The organism is Streptomyces sp. NPDC087310 (genome assembly GCF_044744405.1).
Taxonomy (GTDB): domain Bacteria; phylum Actinomycetota; class Actinomycetes; order Streptomycetales; family Streptomycetaceae; genus Streptomyces.
In genome coordinates this window covers 415,813-435,651 of record NZ_JBIUYF010000006.1, presented here as the reverse complement: position 1 = coordinate 435,651, position 19,839 = coordinate 415,813, and the positions used below count along the sequence as shown (strand labels likewise).

At 73.5% G+C, this 19,839-nt stretch carries 12 protein-coding genes; 6 read left to right on the top strand and 6 right to left on the bottom strand.

Going from position 1 to position 19,839, the window contains the following annotated elements:
* Positions 1-52: 52 nt before the first annotated feature.
* The gene (locus tag ACIO3P_RS24780) at positions 53-1,282 is read left to right on the top strand and encodes a cytochrome P450 (RefSeq protein WP_329825610.1); all 1,230 of its coding nucleotides are present in this window, start codon (positions 53-55) and stop codon (positions 1,280-1,282) included.
* A 100-nt stretch (positions 1,283-1,382) separates the two neighbouring features.
* On the opposite strand, the gene ACIO3P_RS24775 is transcribed toward ACIO3P_RS24780, so the two are convergent.
* The 5 genes from ACIO3P_RS24775 to ACIO3P_RS24755 are packed head-to-tail and all read right to left on the bottom strand — an operon-like array spanning position 1,383 to position 6,391.
* The gene (locus tag ACIO3P_RS24775) at positions 1,383-2,402 is read right to left on the bottom strand and encodes a proline racemase family protein (RefSeq protein ID WP_401852303.1); all 1,020 of its coding nucleotides are present in this window, start codon (positions 2,400-2,402) and stop codon (positions 1,383-1,385) included.
* Between the two features lie 5 nt (positions 2,403-2,407).
* Positions 2,408-3,406: a dihydrodipicolinate synthase family protein gene (locus tag ACIO3P_RS24770; protein WP_401852300.1), complete on the bottom strand. Its 999-nt coding sequence runs from the start codon at positions 3,404-3,406 to the stop codon at positions 2,408-2,410.
* Between the two features lie 24 nt (positions 3,407-3,430).
* Positions 3,431-4,915: an FAD-dependent oxidoreductase gene (locus ACIO3P_RS24765; protein WP_401852297.1), complete on the bottom strand. Its 1,485-nt coding sequence runs from the start codon at positions 4,913-4,915 to the stop codon at positions 3,431-3,433.
* The gene (locus ACIO3P_RS24760; protein ID WP_329825604.1) at positions 4,896-5,183 is read right to left on the bottom strand and encodes a (2Fe-2S)-binding protein; all 288 of its coding nucleotides are present in this window, start codon (positions 5,181-5,183) and stop codon (positions 4,896-4,898) included. The genes ACIO3P_RS24765 and ACIO3P_RS24760 overlap by 20 nt, the downstream gene beginning before the upstream one ends.
* Positions 5,180-6,391, bottom strand: coding sequence for an FAD-dependent oxidoreductase (locus ACIO3P_RS24755; RefSeq protein ID WP_329825603.1), 1,212 nt, complete (start codon positions 6,389-6,391; stop codon positions 5,180-5,182). Before ACIO3P_RS24755 ends, ACIO3P_RS24760 begins: the two co-directional genes overlap by 4 nt.
* Positions 6,392-6,498: 107 nt before the next feature.
* On the opposite strand from ACIO3P_RS24755, the gene ACIO3P_RS24750 reads away from it, so the two are divergent.
* The gene (locus ACIO3P_RS24750) at positions 6,499-7,917 is read left to right on the top strand and encodes a CoA transferase (RefSeq protein ID WP_401852295.1); all 1,419 of its coding nucleotides are present in this window, start codon (positions 6,499-6,501) and stop codon (positions 7,915-7,917) included.
* Between the two features lie 14 nt (positions 7,918-7,931).
* Here ACIO3P_RS24750 and ACIO3P_RS24745 read toward each other — a convergent pair whose 3' ends face one another.
* Positions 7,932-12,557 carry a HEAT repeat domain-containing protein gene (locus ACIO3P_RS24745; RefSeq protein ID WP_401852292.1) on the bottom strand — a complete coding sequence of 1,542 codons (4,626 nt, stop codon included), beginning with the start codon at positions 12,555-12,557 and terminating at the stop codon, positions 7,932-7,934.
* 250 nt (positions 12,558-12,807) lie between these two features.
* Here ACIO3P_RS24745 and ACIO3P_RS24740 point away from each other — a divergent pair, with 250 nt between their 5' ends.
* The 4 genes from ACIO3P_RS24740 (at position 12,808) to ACIO3P_RS24725 (ending at position 19,751) form a co-directional block, all read left to right on the top strand.
* Positions 12,808-14,862 carry a beta-N-acetylglucosaminidase domain-containing protein gene (locus ACIO3P_RS24740; protein WP_401852289.1) on the top strand — a complete coding sequence of 685 codons (2,055 nt, stop codon included), beginning with the start codon at positions 12,808-12,810 and terminating at the stop codon, positions 14,860-14,862.
* Between the two features lie 185 nt (positions 14,863-15,047).
* The gene (locus ACIO3P_RS24735; RefSeq protein WP_401852287.1) at positions 15,048-16,151 is read left to right on the top strand and encodes a LacI family DNA-binding transcriptional regulator; all 1,104 of its coding nucleotides are present in this window, start codon (positions 15,048-15,050) and stop codon (positions 16,149-16,151) included.
* Positions 16,148-17,788: a sugar ABC transporter ATP-binding protein gene (locus tag ACIO3P_RS24730; protein WP_401852285.1), complete on the top strand. Its 1,641-nt coding sequence runs from the start codon at positions 16,148-16,150 to the stop codon at positions 17,786-17,788. The genes ACIO3P_RS24735 and ACIO3P_RS24730 overlap by 4 nt, the downstream gene beginning before the upstream one ends.
* Positions 17,778-19,751, top strand: a complete 1,974-nt coding sequence (locus ACIO3P_RS24725; protein ID WP_401790203.1) for a substrate-binding domain-containing protein — start codon at positions 17,778-17,780, stop codon at positions 19,749-19,751. Before ACIO3P_RS24730 ends, ACIO3P_RS24725 begins: the two co-directional genes overlap by 11 nt.
* Positions 19,752-19,839: the final 88 nt, after the last annotated feature.

Here is a 19,839-nt window from a genome sequence, read left to right as displayed (position 1 = left end):
GCCCGTAAATCCGTCAACATTTTGGACCGCGCCAGGAAAGGCTGACACCCCCATGTCTCCCCAGCAGCAACAGCAATCCACGCAGCGCCCCGAACCGCTCTCCTACCCCTTCTGGAACCTCGGCGGTCTGGATCCGCACCCCGGGTACCAGCGGTTGTGGGACCAGCCCCTGGCCCGGGTGCGTCTGGCCTACGGGGAGGACTCCTGGCTGGCCACCCGCCACGAGGATGTCCGCGCCGTCCTCTCCGACCCCCGCTTCAGCATCGGTGAGGCCGTCCACCGCGACCATCCCCGCATCGAACGGATGCCCCGGATCAGCGGCGGTCTCCTCACCAGCGCGGACCAGGACCACTCCCGGATGCGCTCCCTGCTGAGCAAGGAGTTCACCGCGCGCCGGATCGAGCGCCTGCGGGACCGGATCAGGCGGACCGCCGACGGGCTGCTCGACCGTATGGAGGAGATCGGCCCGCCCGCGGACATGATCGAGGACTACGCCTTCCCGCTCCCCATGACGATCATCTGCGAACTGGTGGGCATCCCCTACGCCGACCATGTGCATGTACGGCACTGGGCGGACGTCGTGTGCTCGGGCAGCACCCCGCCCGAGACGATCCTTGAGGAAGCCGGCATCTTCAACGCCCATATGAGCCGCTGGGTGGAGGCGCACCGCCAGGAGCCGGCCGACGATCTGCTCACCATTCTGGTCCGGGGCCACGACGAGGAGGGGATCATCACCGAGGGCGAACTGATCGACATCCTCGGCGAACTCCTCATCGGCGGGTTCGTCACCACCACCAACCAGATCGGCAACTTCTTCTCGCTCATGCTGCTCCACCAGGAGAGCGGCGACGACATGATGGCCCGGCTCCGCGCCGACCTCGGTCTCGTCCCGAAGGCCGTCGAGGAGCTGCTGCGCTTCGTCCCGCTGCTCAACGGGGTGGTCCTGCCCCGCTACGCCATGGAGGACATCGAGCTGGGCGGTGTGCTGATCCGCGCGGGAGAGCCCGTCATCGTCTCCCCGACCGCCGCCAACCGGGACCCGGAGGTCTTCCCCGAGCCGGACGAGGTCGACCTCGACCGGCCGGGCAACCCTCATGTCAGCTTCGGGCACGGGGCCCACTACTGCCTGGGCGCGCACCTCGCCCGGCTGGAGCTCCAGGTGACCCTGGAGCAGGTGGTCACCCGCTGGCCGGAGCTGCGGCTCGCCGTCGGGGTGGACGAACTGCGCTGGCGGTCGAAGGAGTTCTTCAGCGGTCTGTACGAGCTGCCCATCGCCTGGTGACCGAACCGGACCTGAGCTGAGCTGAGCTGGGCTGAGCTGATCGACCGGCCCGGGGCGCCCGCGACGGTGACGCGGGCCCCCGGCCGGTCCCCGGGGGCGGTCAGAGTGCGAAGCCTTCGGGGAAGGGGTCGTCGGGATCGTAGTGGTACTGCGCGGTACCGGTGATCCAGGCGCGGCCCTCGATGGTGGGGGTGACGGTGGTGAGGCCGCCAGGTGTGCCCGGTACGGCGAGTGTGTCCTGCTCGACCAGCCGGCCGGTGAAGTGTGTGCCGATGAAGGACTCGTTGTCGAAGTCGGTGTGCAGAGCGAGTTCGCCGCGTGCGTGGAGCTGTGCCATCCGGGCGCTGGTCCCCGTACCGCAGGGCGAGCGGTCGAACATGCCGGGGTGGATGACCATCGCGTGCCGGGAGTGCCGGGCGTCGGATCCGGGGGCGGCGAGATAGACGTGGTGGCAGCCGTTGATCTCGGGGTTGGCGGGGTGGACGGGCCGGTCCTGTGCGTTGACGGCGGCCATGACGGCCAGGCCCGCGTCCATGATCCACTGTTTCGCGGCCCGTTCGAAGGGGATGCCGAGCCGGTCGAGGGGGACGATCGCGTAGAAGTTGCCGCCGAAGGCCATGTCGTACGGGATGTCGCCCCACGGGGAGACCCGTACCGTACGGTCCAGGCCCAGTGCGAAGGACGGCACGTTGCGGAGGGTGACGGAGGTGGCGGCGCCGTCCGTGACCCGTACCTGGGCGACGACGAGTCCGGCGGGGGTGTCGAGCCGGAGGGTGGTGACGGGTTCGGTGACCTCGACCATGCCGGTCTCGACGAGGACGGTGGCGACGCCGATGGTGCCGTGTCCGCACATCGGCAGACACCCCGAGGTCTCGATGAACAGGATCCCGAAGTCGGCGTCGGGGCGGGTCGGCGGTTGCAGGATGGCGCCGCTCATCGCGGCGTGTCCGCGCGGCTCGTTCATCAGGAATCCGCGGATGTGGTCGAGGTGGTCGATGAAGTGGCGGCGCCGGTCGAACATGGTGGCGCCGGGAATCACACCGACACCGCCGGTGATGACACGGGTGGGCATGCCCTCGGTGTGGGAGTCGACGGCGTGGAAGACCCGGCTGCTGCGCACGGGGGCTACCCGAGCCCTTCCGCGAGCGCCTTCTCCGTGGCCCGGCGTACGGCCAGTTCCTGCTCCGGGGTCAGGGGTACGCGGGGGTGGCGGCAGGGCCCTCCGTAGCGGCCGGCGAGGTCCATGCTGGCCTTGATGGCCTGCACGAACTCGGTACGGGAGTCCCAGCGCAGCAGTGGGTGCAGCGTACGGTAGAGAGGCAGCGCGGTCTCCAGGTCACCGGACGAAGCGGCCTTCCACAGGGTGACGCAGGCGCGCGGGAACGCGTTGGGGTAGCCGGAGACCCAGCCGGGCGAGCCCGCCACGGCCAGTTCCAGCGACACATCGTCGGCGCCGCACAACACATCGAGTCCGGGGGCCAGTTCGGCGATCCGGTAGCCGCGCCGCACATCGCCGGAGAACTCCTTCACCGCGACGATCAGCCCTTCGCCGTACAACTCGGCGAGCAGGTCCGGCTCCAGGTCGACCTTGGTGTCGAAGGGGTTGTTGTACGCGACGACCGGCAGGCCCGCCCGGGCGACCGTGCGGTAGTGCGCGACCACCGCGCGCCGGTCGGCGCGGTAGGAGTTGGGCGGCAGCAGCATCACGGCCCGGGCCCCTGCCTCACCGGCCTGTTCGGCCCAGCGCAGCGACTCGTCGGCGCCGTACGCGGCGACGCCCGGCATGACGGTGAACCCTTCCGGGGCGGCTTCGACGGCGGTGGTCACGACGCGGGAGCGCTCCTGCGGCGTGAGGGTCTGGTACTCGCCGAGCGAGCCGTTGGGGGTGACGCCGTCGCAGCCGTTGGCGGCGAGCCAGGCCACATGGGCGGCGTAGGCGTCGAAGTCCACGCGCAGCGCGCCGCCGCCGTTGTCCTCGCCGTTCCCGCCGTTCTCGCCGTTCTCGCCGTTCGAGCGCAGGGGCAGGGCGGTCGCCACCAGCACGCCGTGCCACGGCTGGGCCCGTACCTGCTCGTTCGGCTCGTTCGACTCGTTCGACTCGTTCCGCTCAATCGGCTCGTTCATGGGGCCTCCTGGGTTCTCCGCGGATCAGGGTGGGGTGGGGTGATGGCCCGCCGCCAGGGTGCCGAGGGACAGCGGCTGGGCGATGGGCCGGCCAGACAGGGAGCGCAGGTCCTCCTCGGTGGGCTCGCGTCCGGTGCGGTCGGCGACCAGGCAGGTGGTGGCGTAACCGCAGACCCGGCCCTGGCAGAGCCCCATGCCGGGGCGGGCGTACAGCTTGACGGCGCGGGCGCTGGTCGCGCCCAGGTCGGTGACGGCCGCTTCGACCGCCTCGACCGTGACCTCCTCGCAGCGGCAGACCACGGTGTCGGGCCGCAGCCACTCCAGCCAGCCGGGCCGTACGGGGTACGCGGCGTGCAGGGCGGTCGCGAACCGCCGCCCGGCCGCGCGGCGGCGCAGCAGCCGCCGGACGGCCGCCGCACCGGGACGCGTCCCGACGGTGGTGAACGCGGCGTGCAGACCGGCGAGTTCGCCTTCGACGACGGACTGGGCGGCGCCGCCGACGCCGCATACCTCCCCCGCGAGGTAGACGCCGGGAACGGTGCTGAGCTGACGGGTGTCGGCGACGGCGACCAGGCTGCCGTCGGCGTCGCGGCGTGTGGCGCAGCCGAGTTGGAGGGGAATCTCGATCTGGGGCGTGAAGCCGTGGCCGACGGCGAGTGTGTCGCACTCCAGGCGGCGTTCGCTGCCCGGTACGGTCCGCCAGCGCGCGTCGAGCCTCGCCAGGGTGACGCCGGTGACCTCGTCGGTGCCGTGCGCGGCGATCACGGCGGTACGGGTGCGGTAGGGCACCCGGTGGCGTGCCAGGGTGCGCAGGAACCCGGCGCCCTCGGCGAGTTTGGCGGGGTTGCCGGCCAGGGCGAGGGGGTGGCGGGCGAACGCGGCGGGCAGCCCCGCCTCGTACACCCCGGCCACCCGCGCGCCCGCCTCGGCGAGCCCGGCGGCGACGGCGAGGAGGAAGGGGCCGGTGCCCGCGACGACGATCCGCCGCCCGGCGAGTACACCGTGGCCCTTCAGCAGGGCCTGGGCGGCGCCCGCGGTGAGGACACCGGGCACGGTCCAGCCGGGGAAGGGAAGTTGGCGGTCGTAAGCGCCGGTGGCCACGACGACCGCCCGGCTGACGACGGTCCGCTCGGCGCCGTCGCACCCGGCGCCGCCGGACACGGTGTATGTGGTGAAGTCGCCGCGCCTGTCGGGGGTTTGTGCGTCGGAGCCGCTCCGTTCCACGTGCCAGACGGTGTGTCCGGCGAGGTGGTCGATCCGGTCGGCGTGGGCGGCCAGTCCGTCCCTCAGCCGCTGGAGGACGGGCCGGCCGGGGTGCCGGGCCCCGTTGTCGCCCGGTCGGTGGCGCCAGTACTGGCCGCCGGTGCGGGCGCCCTCGTCCACGAGCGCGACCCGGGCACCGGCGGCAGCGGCGGCGACGGCCGCGGCGAGTCCGGCGGGACCGGCCCCCAGGACCGCGAGGTCGTAACGAACCTGGTGGCCGGGGGTGTCAGCAGGCGAGGTCGTCATGGCCCGCCCCCTCCTGGGTGGTGACCCGGTCGCCGGGCGCGGCCTCGACCAGGCAGGCGCGCAGGCCCGGCCGGCCGTTGACGGTGACCAGGCAGTCGAAGCAGACGCCGATGCCGCAGAACACACCGCGTGGGGCGCCCGTGTTCCGGGTGCGGCGCCAGGAGCGGTGTCCGGCGGCGATGAGCGCGGCGCCGACGCTCTGTCCTGGTTCGGCGTCGACCGGTCCGCCGTCGAAGGTGAAGCGGACGACGGCCCGCTGGTCGCTCATGCGGTGGCCTCCTCGAATCGGTCCGGGCGGAACGGCGTGAGATCCAGGTCCGGTTGGGCGCCGGTGATGGTCCGGGCGATCAGCCGCCCCGTAGCGAGGGAGAGTCCGATCCCCGCGCCCTCGTGTCCGCTCGCGTGCAGGAGCCCGGGGGCGCGTGGGTCGGCGCCGATGACCGGGAGATGGTCGGGGCAGTAGGGGCGGAACCCCACGTAGGCGCGGAGCAGCCGGACTTCGGCGAGGAACGGAAAGACGGTGAGGGCCTGTGCGGCGAGCTTGCGCAGCACGGGCAGGGACATCGTACGGTCGAAGCCGACCCGTTCCCGGCTGGCGCCGATCAGGACCGTTCCGGCCCGCGTGCCCTCGACCACCACCGAGGTCTCCAGGCCCGCGTCGCCGCTGGCCACGTTGGCGACGTACTCGGCGGTGTACACCTTGTGCCGGACCACCCGGGGCAGCGGTTCGGTGACCAGGACGAACCCTCGGCGGGGCAGGACGGGGATCGGCGCGCCCGCCAGTGCGCCGAGCCGGCCGCTCCAGGTTCCCGCGGCGTTGACGACATGGCGGGCGTGGATCACGGGAGCGTCCGGCGCGGTCGTACGGACGCCGCGGACGACGCCTCCTGCGTCCCCGGTGCCCCCGGCGTCCCCGGCGTCCCCGGCGTCGCGGAGGAAACCGGTGACCTCCGTGCCCGGCAGGACGGTCACGCCCCGGGCGCGCAGGTGCTGGAAGATCCGCGCGGTGGCCAGCATCGGCTGGACCTGGCTGTCCTGCGGGTAGTACGCGCCGCCGGCCGTCTCCCGGGTGACGTTCGGCTCCAGCGCGGCGACCTCGTCGGCGCCGATGTCGACCGCGTCGACACCGGCTCCGCGCTGTGCGGCGGTGAGCGTGCGCAGTCCCGCTGCTGTCGTGGCCGAGGTCGCCACGACGAGGCCGCCCTTGGTCTGGTACTCCAGCCGCTCGGCGCCGATCTCCGCCGCCAGCTCGCCCCAGAGCCGGGCGGAGAGCAGCGCCAGATCGAGTTCCGGCCCCGGTTCCTTGTCGGAGAGGAGGATGTTGCCCTCGCACGCTGCGGTGGTCCCCGCGCCGATCGCTCCCCGCTCGACGACGGTGACGCGCAGCCCGGCCAGTGAGCAGTGGTAGGCACAGGCGGCGCCCACCAGGCCCGCTCCGATCACGACGACATCGGGCGACCCACGGAAGCGGCTCATCTCATGAGCATGTCATATCGCACTCTCGCACGTCACGGTCCCGAACCGGAGGCGCGGCCTCGGACCGGGGTACGGGAACGGCGACGCCGGCGCGGGACAATGGCCCCATGACGCAAGGAAACGACGCGGCGACCGCTCACGCGTGGGCGGCGCTCGGCGGCCGGGACGGACTCGCGGAATCGGTGACGTACGAGGGCGCGGGCGAGGTGCTGGCGGCCCGGCTACCGGTGCGGGAACTGGCGCGGGCGACCGTGGGCGTGTGCTCGCTGGCCGCCGCGGAACTGCTCGCGCTCCGCCGCGGCGTACCCGTACCGGCGGTACGGGTACGGGAGGGGGCGGTCGCCACGGCGTTCGTCAGCGAGCGGTATCTGCGGATCGACGGGCGGGCCCCCACGGGGTTCGCGCCGCTGTCCGGGTTCTGGCGCGCGGCCGACGGCTGGGTCCGTACGCACGCCAACTACCCGCACCACCGCGCCCGGTTGCTGGGCGCCCTCGACATCCGCGACGCGGGCGACGGTCCGGCGACCACTCGGCGGCTCGCGGACGAGCTGGCGACACGCCCGGCCCGGGAGATCCAGGAGACCGTTTACGCGGCGGGCGGCCTCGCCGTGGCCGTGGCGTCCACACCGGCGGAACCCACCGTTCCGCTCTCCTCCGACGGCGGCGCGCCACCGCTCGCCGAGATCAGGACGACCGGGACCGGGCAGGCCAGGTCCGGGCAGGCCGGGGAGGGACCGCCGTGGGCGCTGCCGTCGGCCGCGCTCCCGGCCGAGGGCGTACGGGTGCTGGACCTGACCCGGGTCATCTCGGGTCCCGTCGCCACCCGCACCCTGGCGCTGCTGGGCGCCGATGTCCTGCGGGTGGACTCGCCCCTTCTGCCGGAACGGCCGGACGCCCACGCCGACACGGGCCCGGGCAAGCGCTCGACCCTGCTGGACCTCTCCGCCGCCCCCGACCGGCAGGTCTTCGAGGAGCTGCTGGACACGGCCGATGTCGTGGTGACCGGCTACCGGCCGGGCGCGCTCGACCGGCACGGGCTGGCGCCCGACGCGCTGCGGGCCCGGCGCCCCGGTCTGATCGTCGCGCAGCTCTGTGCCTGGGGCTGGTCCGGTCCGTGGGCCGCGCGGCGCGGCTTCGACAGCCTCGTCCAGGCGGCCAGCGGTATCGCCGCGCGCGAGGCCGATCCCGACGGCCACCCGGGCGCCCTGCCGGCCCAGGCGCTCGACCACGGTACGGGGTATCTCATCGCGGCCGGGGTCCTGCGCGCCCTGACGGAACGTCAGACCACGGGTGAGGGAAGGCATCTGCGGTTCTCGCTCGCGGGCACCGCGTCCTGGCTGCTGCACGGTGTCCGGCACACGCCGGTGGAGGGCGGCCCGTACGATCCGGCGCCCTGGCTCACCGAGACCCCCTCGGCCTACGGACCGCTGCACCACGCGCTCACGCCGGTGCACTACGCGGGCGCGCCCGTCACCTGGTCGCACCCGCCGACCCGCTGGGGCACGGACCTGCCGCGCTGGAACTGACCTCCACGGAGGTCCTATGCCGGCCCGGTGGCGGTGATCCGGTCGAGGACGTCCGTGTAGAGGGAGCGTTTGTCGGGGCGGGCGTGGCCTGCGGCGTGCCGCAGGGCCGGGACGGCGCGGGCGCCGAGAGTGACGAGGCCCTCGGTCGCCGCCGCCCGTACGACGGGGTGGGGGTGGGTGAGCCGTTCGACCACGGCGGGGATCGCGGGTTCCCACGGGGCACGGCACAGGGTTCTGATCGCCATGCGCTGGATGTCGGGCTGAGGATCGTCCAACAGGACGGCGGTGTGGCGCAGATGGGCCGTACGGTCCAGCATCGCCCGGGAGATCCGGTGGGCGCGCAGCCGGATCCCGGCCCGAGGGTGCGTCAGCAACCCGGCTATCACCGCGTGCAGTTCGGGGTCCTGGTCCGGTTCGGGTCCGCTGTGCTCCTCGGCCAGCCGGGTGAGCGCACGGCGGATCCGCTCGGGGGTGCCCGTACGGGCCAGGTCCAGCAACTCCCGCCGGGACGGCCGGGATACGGGCCCCGCCCACCCGGCCGCGGGGCGCTCCCGGAGCGCGGCGAGGGCGGCGGCGTCCTGCCGTACGGAGTCGGGGTCCCGTAGCGGACCGTCGACCAGCGTGAGTCCGTCGGCCAGATCGTCGCGTCCTTCGGCCCGCAACCGGCGTCGGATACGGGTCAGCGCGGGGGTGCGGAGCAGCGTACGGCCGACGAGGAGGTCCACGAACCCCCAGGCGCCCGCGTCGAGCCGGTCCTCCAGGTGGGCCGCCAGGACATCGGCGCCGACCCGGTGCAGCAGATGCGCGGCGGTACGGCGCACCTCGGGCGGTCCGTGTTCCCAGCGGGCGAGCAGCGCGGGGAGCAGCGGCTCCAGGTCCCGGTGGGCGACGGCGCCGGCGACGAGCAGCAGCCGGTCGGCCCGTACGCCGTCCCCGGCCAACTCGGCTCTCCCGGCGTCGGTTCGGGCGAGCGCCGTCAACGCGTGGGCGAGCGGCGGGCCGACGGCCACGGTGACGCGCCCCTGAAGGCAGCCGCGGAGCACGGTCCGCGCGGTCTCCGGCTCGGGCCAGGTCAGCAGCGTCCGGGCGGCGGCGTTCGCGCGGTCCTCGGTGCCGTTCTCCAGCAGGCCCAGCAGGCGGGTGCGCAGGGCGGCGGAGCGTGGCTGGTCGAGGTCGGCGCCGCGCACGGTCCGCGGTGCGGGCGGCGGTGCGGCGGCGTCCTCGGTGAGGGTCCAGGGCGGGGTGCCGAGGGGCTGGAGTTCGGTCATCCAGTCGAGAAGGGCGGTACGGACCTCGGCCCCGGCGTCCGGGTAGGCGTCGGCCAGCGCCGCGAGCCGGGCCCGGGAGCCTGGCTCGCCGTCGGTGTGGTGGCGGAACAGCTCCAGGGCGGCGGGGGTACGTACCGCGGCGTCCAGCGCGGTGCCCCACGCGCCTTCCGCTCCGGACGGCGGTGCGTGGAACGCCTCGTGGAGTACGGCCTGTTGGGCGTCCCGGGGGTCGGCGGTGAGACGGGCGGCGGCGAGTGCCCGGTCGAGATCGGCGCGGACCAGGACGGCGTCACAGGCGCGCAGCAGGGAGAGCGCGGAGCGCGTTCCGGGGTGCGCCGGGGGCAGCGCCCGTACCGCGTCGGCGACGGCCGAACGCTCCACGGCGGGCAGCGTCGGTACGGCTGCTTCTAGTACGGCGGCGAGAGCGCGCCCGTAGCTGTCCACGCCGTCCGGGCCGTCCATGTCGCTTCGCGCGGTGGCCAGTTCGGCGAGCAGGGTCTCGACGGAGCGGGCGAAGGTGTGCCGTTCGCGGTCCGTCCAGGGTGCGGGACAGATCCGTAGCGTGAGCCGTACGACGCGTTCCCGGGCACCGGGCTCCGCTCCGGCCAGGCGGAGCCAGTCCGCCAGCATCGGCCTGAGGCTCCGTGCCAGGTCCTCCGACAGCTCGGGCCGTGCGGCGATCCGGAGGGCGACCGGCGCGTGCCAGCCCCGGGTCACCAGCGACCTGGCGTCGGAGTCCGCGGCTCTGTCCGTGCTCGCCACCTGCGGCGCACCGCCCGTGCGGTGGGGCCGCCCGGTGGGGAGGCCGAGGCCGTGGGCGGCCAGCGGCGCCGCGAGGTCGGCGGGCGTCCCGGAGGCGAGGCGGATCCGGCCGTCGGCCACCAGGGCGAGCAGCGCCGGTACCACCGGTGACGCCTGGTCGGCCAGGGCGAGGACGGTGGGCGCGGTCAGCACCCCGTCGAGCCCCGCCGCCAACAGCCGTACCTGGTCGTCGCCTTCGGGGTCGCGCTCCGCCGCCGCGAGGAGGGTCGCCAGGTACGCGTCGCCGAGGACGGCGCGCAGCGCGGCGACGAGCGCGGCACGCAGCCCCGGGTTGGTCCCCCGGCCGAGCCGGCGGAGGAGCCCGGGGACCGCCGCCGGGGCGCCCGCGCTGGCCAGCACCTCGGCGGCGGTCTTCTTGATGTTCATGTTCGGATGGTCGAGACACGCGGCGATCGCGGGCGCGGCCCAGCGGGCCCGCGCGTGGCCGAGGGCGAGCAGTGCCTGGCGTACGGTCTGGATGTCCTGGGCGGCGGTCAGGGTGATCAGGGTCGCCGAGAGCGCCCGGGCGTCCTCCCCCGTGTCGTCCCTGGCGAGCAGGGCGATCACATGTTTGCGTACGTGCCGGTCGCGGGCGCGGAGCAGGCGGTGCACCCGGGGGCGGGCGTGCGCGCAGGGGACGGCGAGGAGCAGCTTGAGCAGGATCGTACGTTCGCCGTCGGTCACCCCGGGCCGGTCCAGCAGGTCCAGCGCCAGGGTCGCGACGAGTGCGTGACCGGCTTCCCGGGCGTCGGCCGCGTCGAGCAGACAGACCGGCCGGATCCCGCGCCGCGCGTGGAGCCGCCCGCCCAGCGCGCACAGGGCGTCCACGACGTCCTGGGGCACGGCGGGTTCGGCGGCTCGCCCTTCGGTGAACCGGCCGTTCTCCGGGGCGGCCGGGGCGGGTTGACGGGTGTCGGGCTCCCCTGACGCCGCGAGGTCGGCCACGACGCGCAGCAGCAGATCGGCGAGGACCGGCACCGTACCGGAGTCGCCGTGCGCGGCCAGCCTGAGCAGCGCGGCGACCGGGTCGGCCGGATCGAGATGGGAGCGCAGCAGGGCGAGTTCCCGCTCGTCGGGGCCGCCGAGGCCGGCCGCGATCCGTGGGGGGAGAGCAGTGGGATCGAGGCGTACGAGGAGACGGCGGCGCAGTTCCGGATCGGTGTTGAGGGACCAGAGCAGTTCCAGGGCCCGGTGGCGCACGGCCCGCAGCGCGGGGGCGACGGTCTCCGCGCCCTCTTCCCTGTCGCCCGCGTCCTCCCCCTCGTCCGCGTCCATACCCACGCCGAGCCCGTCGGCCAGCATCCGTACGGTGCGCTCTCCGCCGAGTGCTTCCAGCGCGTCCAGGGCCGCTTCGGGCGCGGACGGCAGGCAGGCGATGACGGCCTCTTCGGCATCCGTGTGGCGCAGTTCGCGGAGCGCGTCGAGAAACGGCTCGGGCGCGGCGGCCGACGGGAGGACGCGGGTGAGGGCGTCGCCGATCGGCGGCTCCCCGGCCCCCTGCCGGGCCAGTTCGACGAGCAGGGCGAGCCGGCGCGGCCAACTGGGGTCGTCCGCGGGCGCGTCGGTGAGCGCGTCGCACACCTCCCGTCGGCAGGTGAAGAGGACCGTCGCGAACGCGCGGGGCGGGATCGTGTGGTCCGCGAGGGCCAGTCCGACGAGCGCCGGTACGGCCGGGCGCGCCGGGAAGTGTCCACGTCGGTGGAGCCCGCGCAGACAGCGCATCGCCGCGCTGCCGAGCAGCAGGGGATCGCGGGTGGCGAGGGCGGTCAGGGCGTCGATGTCCCCGCGTTCCGCGAGCGCGCCGAGGAGTTCCATGGCGCGCCGGCGCTGGCCCGGTGGGCGGTCCGGTTCCGCGACGACCCGCCACAGCAGATCGCCGTGCCCGTGGCGGGCGGAGACCAGGAGCGCGGCTTCGGCGGTACCGAGGTCGGCGACGCCACCGGCGCCGGAGTCGGTAGCGGCTCCGGCGCCGGCGGGGTCGTCGCCCGTGCCCGGGTCGAGGAATCCGGACAGCTCCCCCGGCGGCAGCGGCTCCAACGCCGCCCAGGGTTCGGCGAGTTCGGTGAGCGCGGCGGTCGCGGTCCCGGGGGCGCCGGATCGCGCCAGGCCGATCAGGTGGGTGCGGACGAGCGCGGGCGCGAGAAGTCCGGCGTGCAGCCCCTGCCGGGCGAACCGCACCGCCTCGGCCCGCACCACGGGGTCGCCGCACTCCACCAGCTCCGCCAGCAGGCGCTGGGGCCGGTGGGCGCGCGTGACGTCGAGATCCCGAACAGCCTGGTACAGCAGCTCACTCGGGGGTTCGGTGCGGAGCACCCCCGGCTCGTTGTGCAGCTCGGCGCGGAGCCAGGCGATCCGTACGCGCTCCGGCAGGTCGGCCGTCCGCCACGAGGGGCGGCGCCGCTCCGGAATGTACGGCCCCAGGCGCTCGTACAACTCCGCGAGGACGAGGGCGGACTCCGCAGGCCCTGTCACCGACAGGGGCAGCAGCGCGGCGAGTTGGGCCCTCTCGGATGCGTCGGCGGCCCGGTCCCCGGGGGCACCGTCCGGGGCCAGCCGTTCGGCGAGGAGCACGAGTCCGCGATACCGCGCACGAGGATCTCCGTCACGGACAAGTCGCCCGATGTCGGCCGACGGGCGGGCAGGGGTTGCGTGGAACGGTGTGTCCGTCGGCGTCTTCACGTTCGGATCCTAAGTGGGATATTCACGTCCCGACCAGGGGAATTCACCCCACCACGCCATCTTGACATGTACTCGCCTCGATGATGGTTTAGACCAATCGGTCACCGGCCGGTGACCGGGTCCCGCTCTCCTTGGAGTTGCCGTGCTCCGTCGGTCCCGAAGGCACCACCCCGGACAGTCTCTTCTCGGCCTCCCCCTGCTCGGCGCCCTGGCACTCGCCACCCTCACCCCACTCGCCCTGCCCGCCCCCGTGACCGCCGCACCCGTCGGCGCGTCCACCTCCTCGACCGCCGGCGCGTCCGCCCCCTCGGACCACCTCCCGGTCGTCACCCCCACACCACAGCGGATGACGGCCGCCGGGCGCGCGCTGCGCGTACCGGACCGGGTGCGGCTGGCCGTCGGTGAGGGCGCCGACACCGCCGGTCTCGATGTGATCAGAGAGGCGCTGACCTCCGCCGGAGCGCGCCGGATCGACCAGGTCCCGATCGGCGGCGCCGGGGCCACCCCGGCTGACGGTGCGCGCGACCCCCGCCTCACCGTCGTGGTCGGGTCGATCACGGACCGGGCGGTGGCCCGCGCCCTGCGCGCGGCGGGCGGAAGCGTCCCCGGCACGCTCGCCGCGGAGGGGTACTCGCTCGCCACCACGGCGGGCGAAGGCCGTACCGGCGCCACGGCCGTCCTCGCGGGCAACGACGCGGACGGTATCTACTACGCGGCGCAGACCTTCCGGCAGTTGGCGGCCCCCGCGAGCAGGAGCATCGCGGCCGTTTCGGTCACCGACCACCCCCTGATGTCCCTGCGCGGAAGCATCGAGGGCTTCTACGGCGCGCCCTGGTCGCACGCCGACCGGCTCGACCAACTCGCCTTCTACGGCGCTGTCAAGGCCAACACGTACATCTACGCCCCCAAGGACGACGTGTACCTGCGGGAGAGCTGGCGCGACACCTACCCCGCGGAACGGCTCGCCGATCTGCGCGAGCTGATCGACCGCGCCACCGCCCACCACGTCGACTTCACCTACGCCATCTCCCCCGGCCTGTCGGTCTGTTACAGCGACCCGAACGACGTGAGCGCCCTGGAGAACAAGCTCGAAAGCCTCTACGCACAGGGGGCGCGCAGCTTCTACGTGGCGCTGGACGACATCAGCTACACGAGCTGGAACTGCCCCTCGGACCAGGCGAAGTACGGCGCTCCGGGCCGGGCCGCCGCCGGGCGGGCGCAGGCCGATCTGCTCAACGCGGTGCAGCGCGACTTCATCGGCACGCACACCGGCGCCCGTCCTCTCCAGATGGTGCCCACCGAGTACTCCGACATGGCCGACTCCCCCTACAAGAAGGTCCTGCGCGAGCAGCTCGACCCCCAGGTGGTCGTGCAGTGGACGGGCAACGACGTCGTCCCGCCGTCGATCAGTGTGGCCGACGCCCGCGCCGCCTCTGCGGTCTGGGGACGCAAGGTGTTCCTCTGGGACAACTATCCGGTCAACGACTACGGGCAGACCACGGGCCGGCTGCTGATGGCCCCGTACGACCGGCGCGAGGCCGGGCTGCACGAGGAGTTGAGCGGCATCGTCCTCAACCCCATGAACCAGGCCGCCGCGAGCAAGGTCGCACTCTTCGGCGGGGCGTCCTTCGCGTGGAACGACCGGGGTTACGACGCCGGGCGCACCTGGCGCGCGGCGGCCGACCATCTGTCGGGCGGCGATCGTACGGTCACACGGGCGCTGCTGGCCTTCTTCGACACCCAGCATCTCGCGCCGACGTTCGGCCCGGAGAACTGGCAGCCGCAGGCACCCGTGCTGCGCGCGGCGCTGGACGACTTCCGCACCGTATGGTCCATCGGCTCGTTCCAGGAGCGGCGGTCCGCGCTGCGCGAGCTGTCCGCCCACGCCGCCCTGCTCGCCGACGCGCCGGAGCGGATACGGGGCGGAGTGGCGGACCAGGGCTTCCTCAGGGAGACGGCGCCGTGGCTGACCGCGCTCGACCTGTGGGGTGACGCGCTCGACGCCACGCTGGACGGGCTGCGGGCACAGCTCCACGGCGGCAGCGGCGCGGGGGCCTTCGCCGAGGCGGCCGGACTGGCCCGCCGGGCCGCCGAGGTCAGGACGATCCCGGGGACGACCCGGCCGCAGGGCACGATCAAGGTGGCGGACGGGGTCCTGGACACCTTCATCGGGGAGGCGCCGACGCTGCGGGACTGAGCGGGGCGGATCAGCGGCGGAGGCGGGCGGGCCCCGGTGCGGGCGGCCCGGGCGAAGGAGCCCGGGCCTGCGGGCCCGGCTTTCATCACGATCGGGTCTCGGGATACCCCCAGACCCTTGCTTTCTCCCTGTGGAATCGATTCCAATCCTCCGTGTAATCGATTCCACAAGGAGGTGGACCGACGATGGCGGCCATCAAGGACGTCGCGGCCCGAGCGGGTGTCTCCGCCGCCACGGTGTCCCGCGTACTCAACGACCATCCGTCGGTCAGCCCGGAGTCCCGCGCCCGGGTGCTCGCCGCCGTCGCCGCGCTGGGGTACCGGCCCAACGCGGTGGCCCGCTCCCTGCGCACCGACGAGACCCGCACCCTCGGCCTGGTCATCAGCGATGTGCTCAACCCGTACTTCACCTCCCTGGCGCGGGCCGTCGAGGAGGAGGCGCGGGCCCTCGGCTACAGCGTGATCATCGGGAACGCCGACGAGCGGCCCGAGTTGCAGGACCACCACATCCGTACGCTGCTGGACCGCCGGATCGACGGACTGCTCCTGTCCCCCACCGACCGCGGGGCGAAGCTGATACTCGACGCGGTGCGCGCCGACACACCGGTCGTCTTCGTGGACCGGTGGATCCCCGGCGTGGACGTGCCGGTCGTCCGGGCGGACGGGCGCGCCGCCGTACGGGACCTGGTCGGCCATCTGCTGGCGCTCGGCCACCGCAGGCCGGCGATCATCGCGGGCCCCGCGGCCACCACCACCGGCAGCGAGCGCGTCGACGCGTTCCGCGCGGCACTCGGTGAGCACGGGGTGGCGCTGCCGGACGCGTACATCGGCCAGGGCGACTTCCAGGCCGAGAGCGGACGCCGGGCCGCCGAGCGCTTCCTCGATCTGCCGGAGCCGCCCGACGCGGTGTTCGCCGCGGACAACCTGATGGCGCTCGGCGCGCTCGACGCGTTCCGCGCCCGTGGGCTGCGGGTCCCCGAGGACATCGCGCTCGCCGCCTTCGACGACATCCCCTGGTTCGTGCACACGGACCCGCCGATCACCGCCATCGCGCAGCCCACGGACGAGTTGGGGCGGGCGGCGGTGCGGGCCCTGGCCGAACGCATCGCCGGCCGCGAACCGCCGTCCGTGACCCTGCCCGCCCGGCTGGTCGTACGCCGCTCGTGCGGTGCGGACCTGCCGCCGAACGGCGCGCCCCCGGACCGCGGTCCGGACGCCCCACCGGGGCCACCGGACCCCGTCCCTTCGGAACGGAACCCATCAGCACGATCGCAAAGGAGCGACCCGTGAGTCACCCGGACGAGTTGCTGCGTGTCGAAGGGATACGCAAGACCTTCCCCGGCGTGGTGGCGCTGGACAGCGTCGACTTCGACCTGCGCCGCGGCGAGGTGCACGTCCTCCTCGGTGAGAACGGCGCCGGCAAGAGCACACTGATCAAGATGCTCTCCGGCGCGTACCGGCCCGACACCGGACGTGTGCTCGTCGACGGGGAGGAGGTACGTATCCACGGCGCGCAGGACGCGGAACGGCTCGGCATCGCCACCATCTACCAGGAGTTCAACCTCGTCCCCGATCTGACGGTGGCCGAGAACATCTTCCTGGGGCGCCAGCCGCGCCGCTTCGGCCTCATCGACCGCAAGAAGATGGAGGCCGACGCCGCCACCCTGCTGGAGCGCGTCGGCGTCACCACGCCGCCCCACACCAAGGTGCGTGAACTGGGCATCGCCCGGCTCCAGATGGTCGAGATCGCCAAGGCGCTCAGCCTGGACGCGCGTGTGCTGGTGATGGACGAGCCGACCGCCGTACTGACCTCCGAGGAGGTGGAGAAGCTCTTCCGGATCGTACGCACCCTGCGCGAGGAGGGGGTGGGCATCGTCTTCATCACCCACCATCTGGAGGAGATCGCGGCGCTCGGCGACCGGGTCACCGTGCTGCGCGACGGCCGCAGCGTCGGCCAGGTGCCCGCGTCGACCCCGGAGGACGAACTCGTACGCCTCATGGTCGGCCGCAGCATCGAGCAGCAGTACCCGCGCCGCCGCGCGGAGACCGGCACCGCCCTGCTCAGTGTGAGCGGGCTGACCCGGCAGGGCGTCTTCCACGACGTGGGGTTCGAGGTACGGGCCGGCGAGGTCGTCGGTATCGCGGGACTGGTGGGCGCGGGCCGCACCGAGGTGGTACGGGCGGTCTTCGGCGCCGACCACTACGACAGCGGCACCGTACGGGTCGGGGGAACTCCCCTGCCCCGGTACGACGTCGGCGCGGCGATGGCCGCCGGGATCGGCCTCGTACCCGAGGACCGCAAGGGCCAGGGCCTGCTGCTCGACGCCTCCGTGGCGGAGAACCTCGGCCTGGTCACCCTGCGTTCCGCGACCCGTGGCGGGCTGGTGGACCGCAAGGCCCAGCACACCGCCGCCGCCCGGATGGCCGGACAACTCGGCGTGCGGATGGCGGGACTTGAACAGCGTGTGGGCACCCTGTCGGGCGGCAACCAGCAGAAGGTTGTCATCGGCAAGTGGCTGCTGGCCGATGTCCGGGTGCTGATCCTGGACGAGCCGACGCGCGGCATCGACGTCGGCGCGAAGGTCGAGATCTACCAGCTCATCAACGAACTCACCGCCGCGGGCCACGCCGTGCTGATGATCTCCAGCGATCTGCCGGAGGTGCTCGGCATGAGCGACCGGGTGCTGGTGATGGCACAGGGCCGGATCGCCGGTGAGCTGGACGCCGGCGAGGCCACCCAGGACGCGGTGATGGCGCTCGCCGTGAGCACAGGACCGCCCGCGGCCGGCGCCACGACGCACACACCCGGCACGACCGACCCGACCAGCACGACCAACGCAACTGACGCAACTGACGCAACCGATACGACCGGCACGACCGGCACGACTGTCGACGAAGAAGGAGTGGAGGGCTCCCGTGGCCACTGACACGCTCAAGAGCGAGAAGAGCACAACAGGCGGCGGTGGCGCCCCGGGGCTCCGCCGTCTCCTCCTCGACAACGGCGCCCTGAGCGCCCTGGTCGTCCTGGTGGTGGCGATGTCGCTGCTGTCGGGCGACTTCCTCACCACGCAGAACCTGCTGAACGTCGGTGTGCAGGCCGCCGTGACCGCGATCCTCGCGTTCGGTGTCACCTTCGTCATCGTCACGGCGGGCATCGACCTGTCCGTCGGCTCGGTGGCTGCGCTCTCCGCGACCGTACTGGCCTGGTCGGCGACGTCCGAGGGGGTGCCGGTGTGGCTGGCCGTCATCCTCGCCGTCGCCACCGGCATCGCGTGCGGCCTCGTCAACGGCGCGCTCGTCTCGTACGGCAAACTCCCGCCGTTCATCGCCACGTTGGCGATGCTCTCGGTGGGCCGCGGCCTCTCCCTGGTGATCTCGCAGGGCAGCCCGATCGCCTTCCCCTCCTCGGTCTCCAGGCTGGGTGACACGCTCGGCGGCTGGCTGCCCGTGCCCGTCCTCGTGATGATCGTGATGGGGCTGATCACCGCGGTGATCCTGGGCCGCACCTACCTCGGCCGCTCGATGTACGCGATCGGCGGCAACGAGGAGGCGGCGCGCCTCTCCGGGCTGCGCGTCAAGCGCCAGAAGGTCGCCGTCTACGCCCTGTCCGGGCTGTTCGCCGCCGTCGCGGGTGTCGTCCTCGCCTCCCGGCTCGCCTCGGCGCAGCCGCAGGCCGCGCAGGGGTACGAGCTCGACGCGATCGCCGCGGTCGTCATCGGCGGCGCCAGCCTGTCGGGCGGGGTCGGCAAGGCGTCCGGCACCCTGATCGGCGCGCTGATCCTCGCGGTGCTGCGCAACGGCCTCAACCTGCTGTCGGTGTCGGCGTTCTGGCAGCAGGTCGTCATCGGTGTCGTCATCGCGCTCGCGGTGCTGCTCGACACGGTGCGCCGGCGCGCCGGAGCCACCCCGGTGACGGGCGGCGCCGGTGGCGCGGCCGGTGCGGGCGGGCCCGGGGGCAAGAAGGCGCAGGCCGTGAAGTACACGGTCGCCGCGGTGCTGGTGGCCGCCGTCATCGGCGGTGTCTCCTTCTGGAACAACGGCTCCTCCGGCGGCGCGACCAAGGTGGGCATGTCCGTCTCCACCCTCAACAACCCGTTCTTCGTGCAGTTGAAGGCGGGCGCCCAGGCCGAGGCGAAGGCGAAGGGCGTGGATCTGACCGTGACCGACGCGCAGAACGACGCCTCCCAACAGGCCAACCAGATACAGAACTTCACCAGCGAGGGCATGTCCTCGGTGATCGTCAACCCGGTCGACTCGGACGCGGCGGGCCCCTCGGTGCGCGCCGCCAACCAGGCGGACATCCCGGTGATCGCCGCCGACCGCGGGGTCAACAAGGCGGACGTCGCGACCCTCGTCGCCTCCGACAATGTCGCGGGCGGCGAGCAGGCGGCGCGGGCGCTGGCCGACAAACTCGGCGGGAAGGGCCGCGTCGTGGTCCTCCAGGGTACGGCCGGCACCTCCGCGAGCCGGGAGCGCGGCGCCGGCTTCGCCCAGGGCATCAAGGCGTACCCGGGTATCAAGGTCGTCGCGAAGCAGCCCGCGGACTTCGACCGCACCAAGGGCCTCGACGTGATGACGAACCTGCTCCAGGCCCACGGTGACGTGAACGGTGTCTTCGCCGAGAACGACGAGATGGCGCTCGGCGCGATCAAGGCGCTCGGGTCCAGGGCGGGCACGTCGATCCCGGTGGTCGGCTTCGACGGCACGCCCGACGGGCTGAAGGCGGTCGAGGCGGGCACCCTGTACGCGTCGGTGGCGCAGCAACCCGCCGAGCTGGGCAGACTGGCCGTGCGCAACGCGATCGAGGCCGCCGCGGGCAAGAAGATCGACGCGACGGTGAAGGTCCCGGTGAAGGTGGTCACGGCGAAGAACGTGGCCGACTTCTCCTGACGGCCGCGCGGTCCCGTACCCCTGAGGGACCCGTAGCCCCTGAAGGACCCGTAGTGCCTGAAGGACCCGTACCCCTGAGGAAACGGAG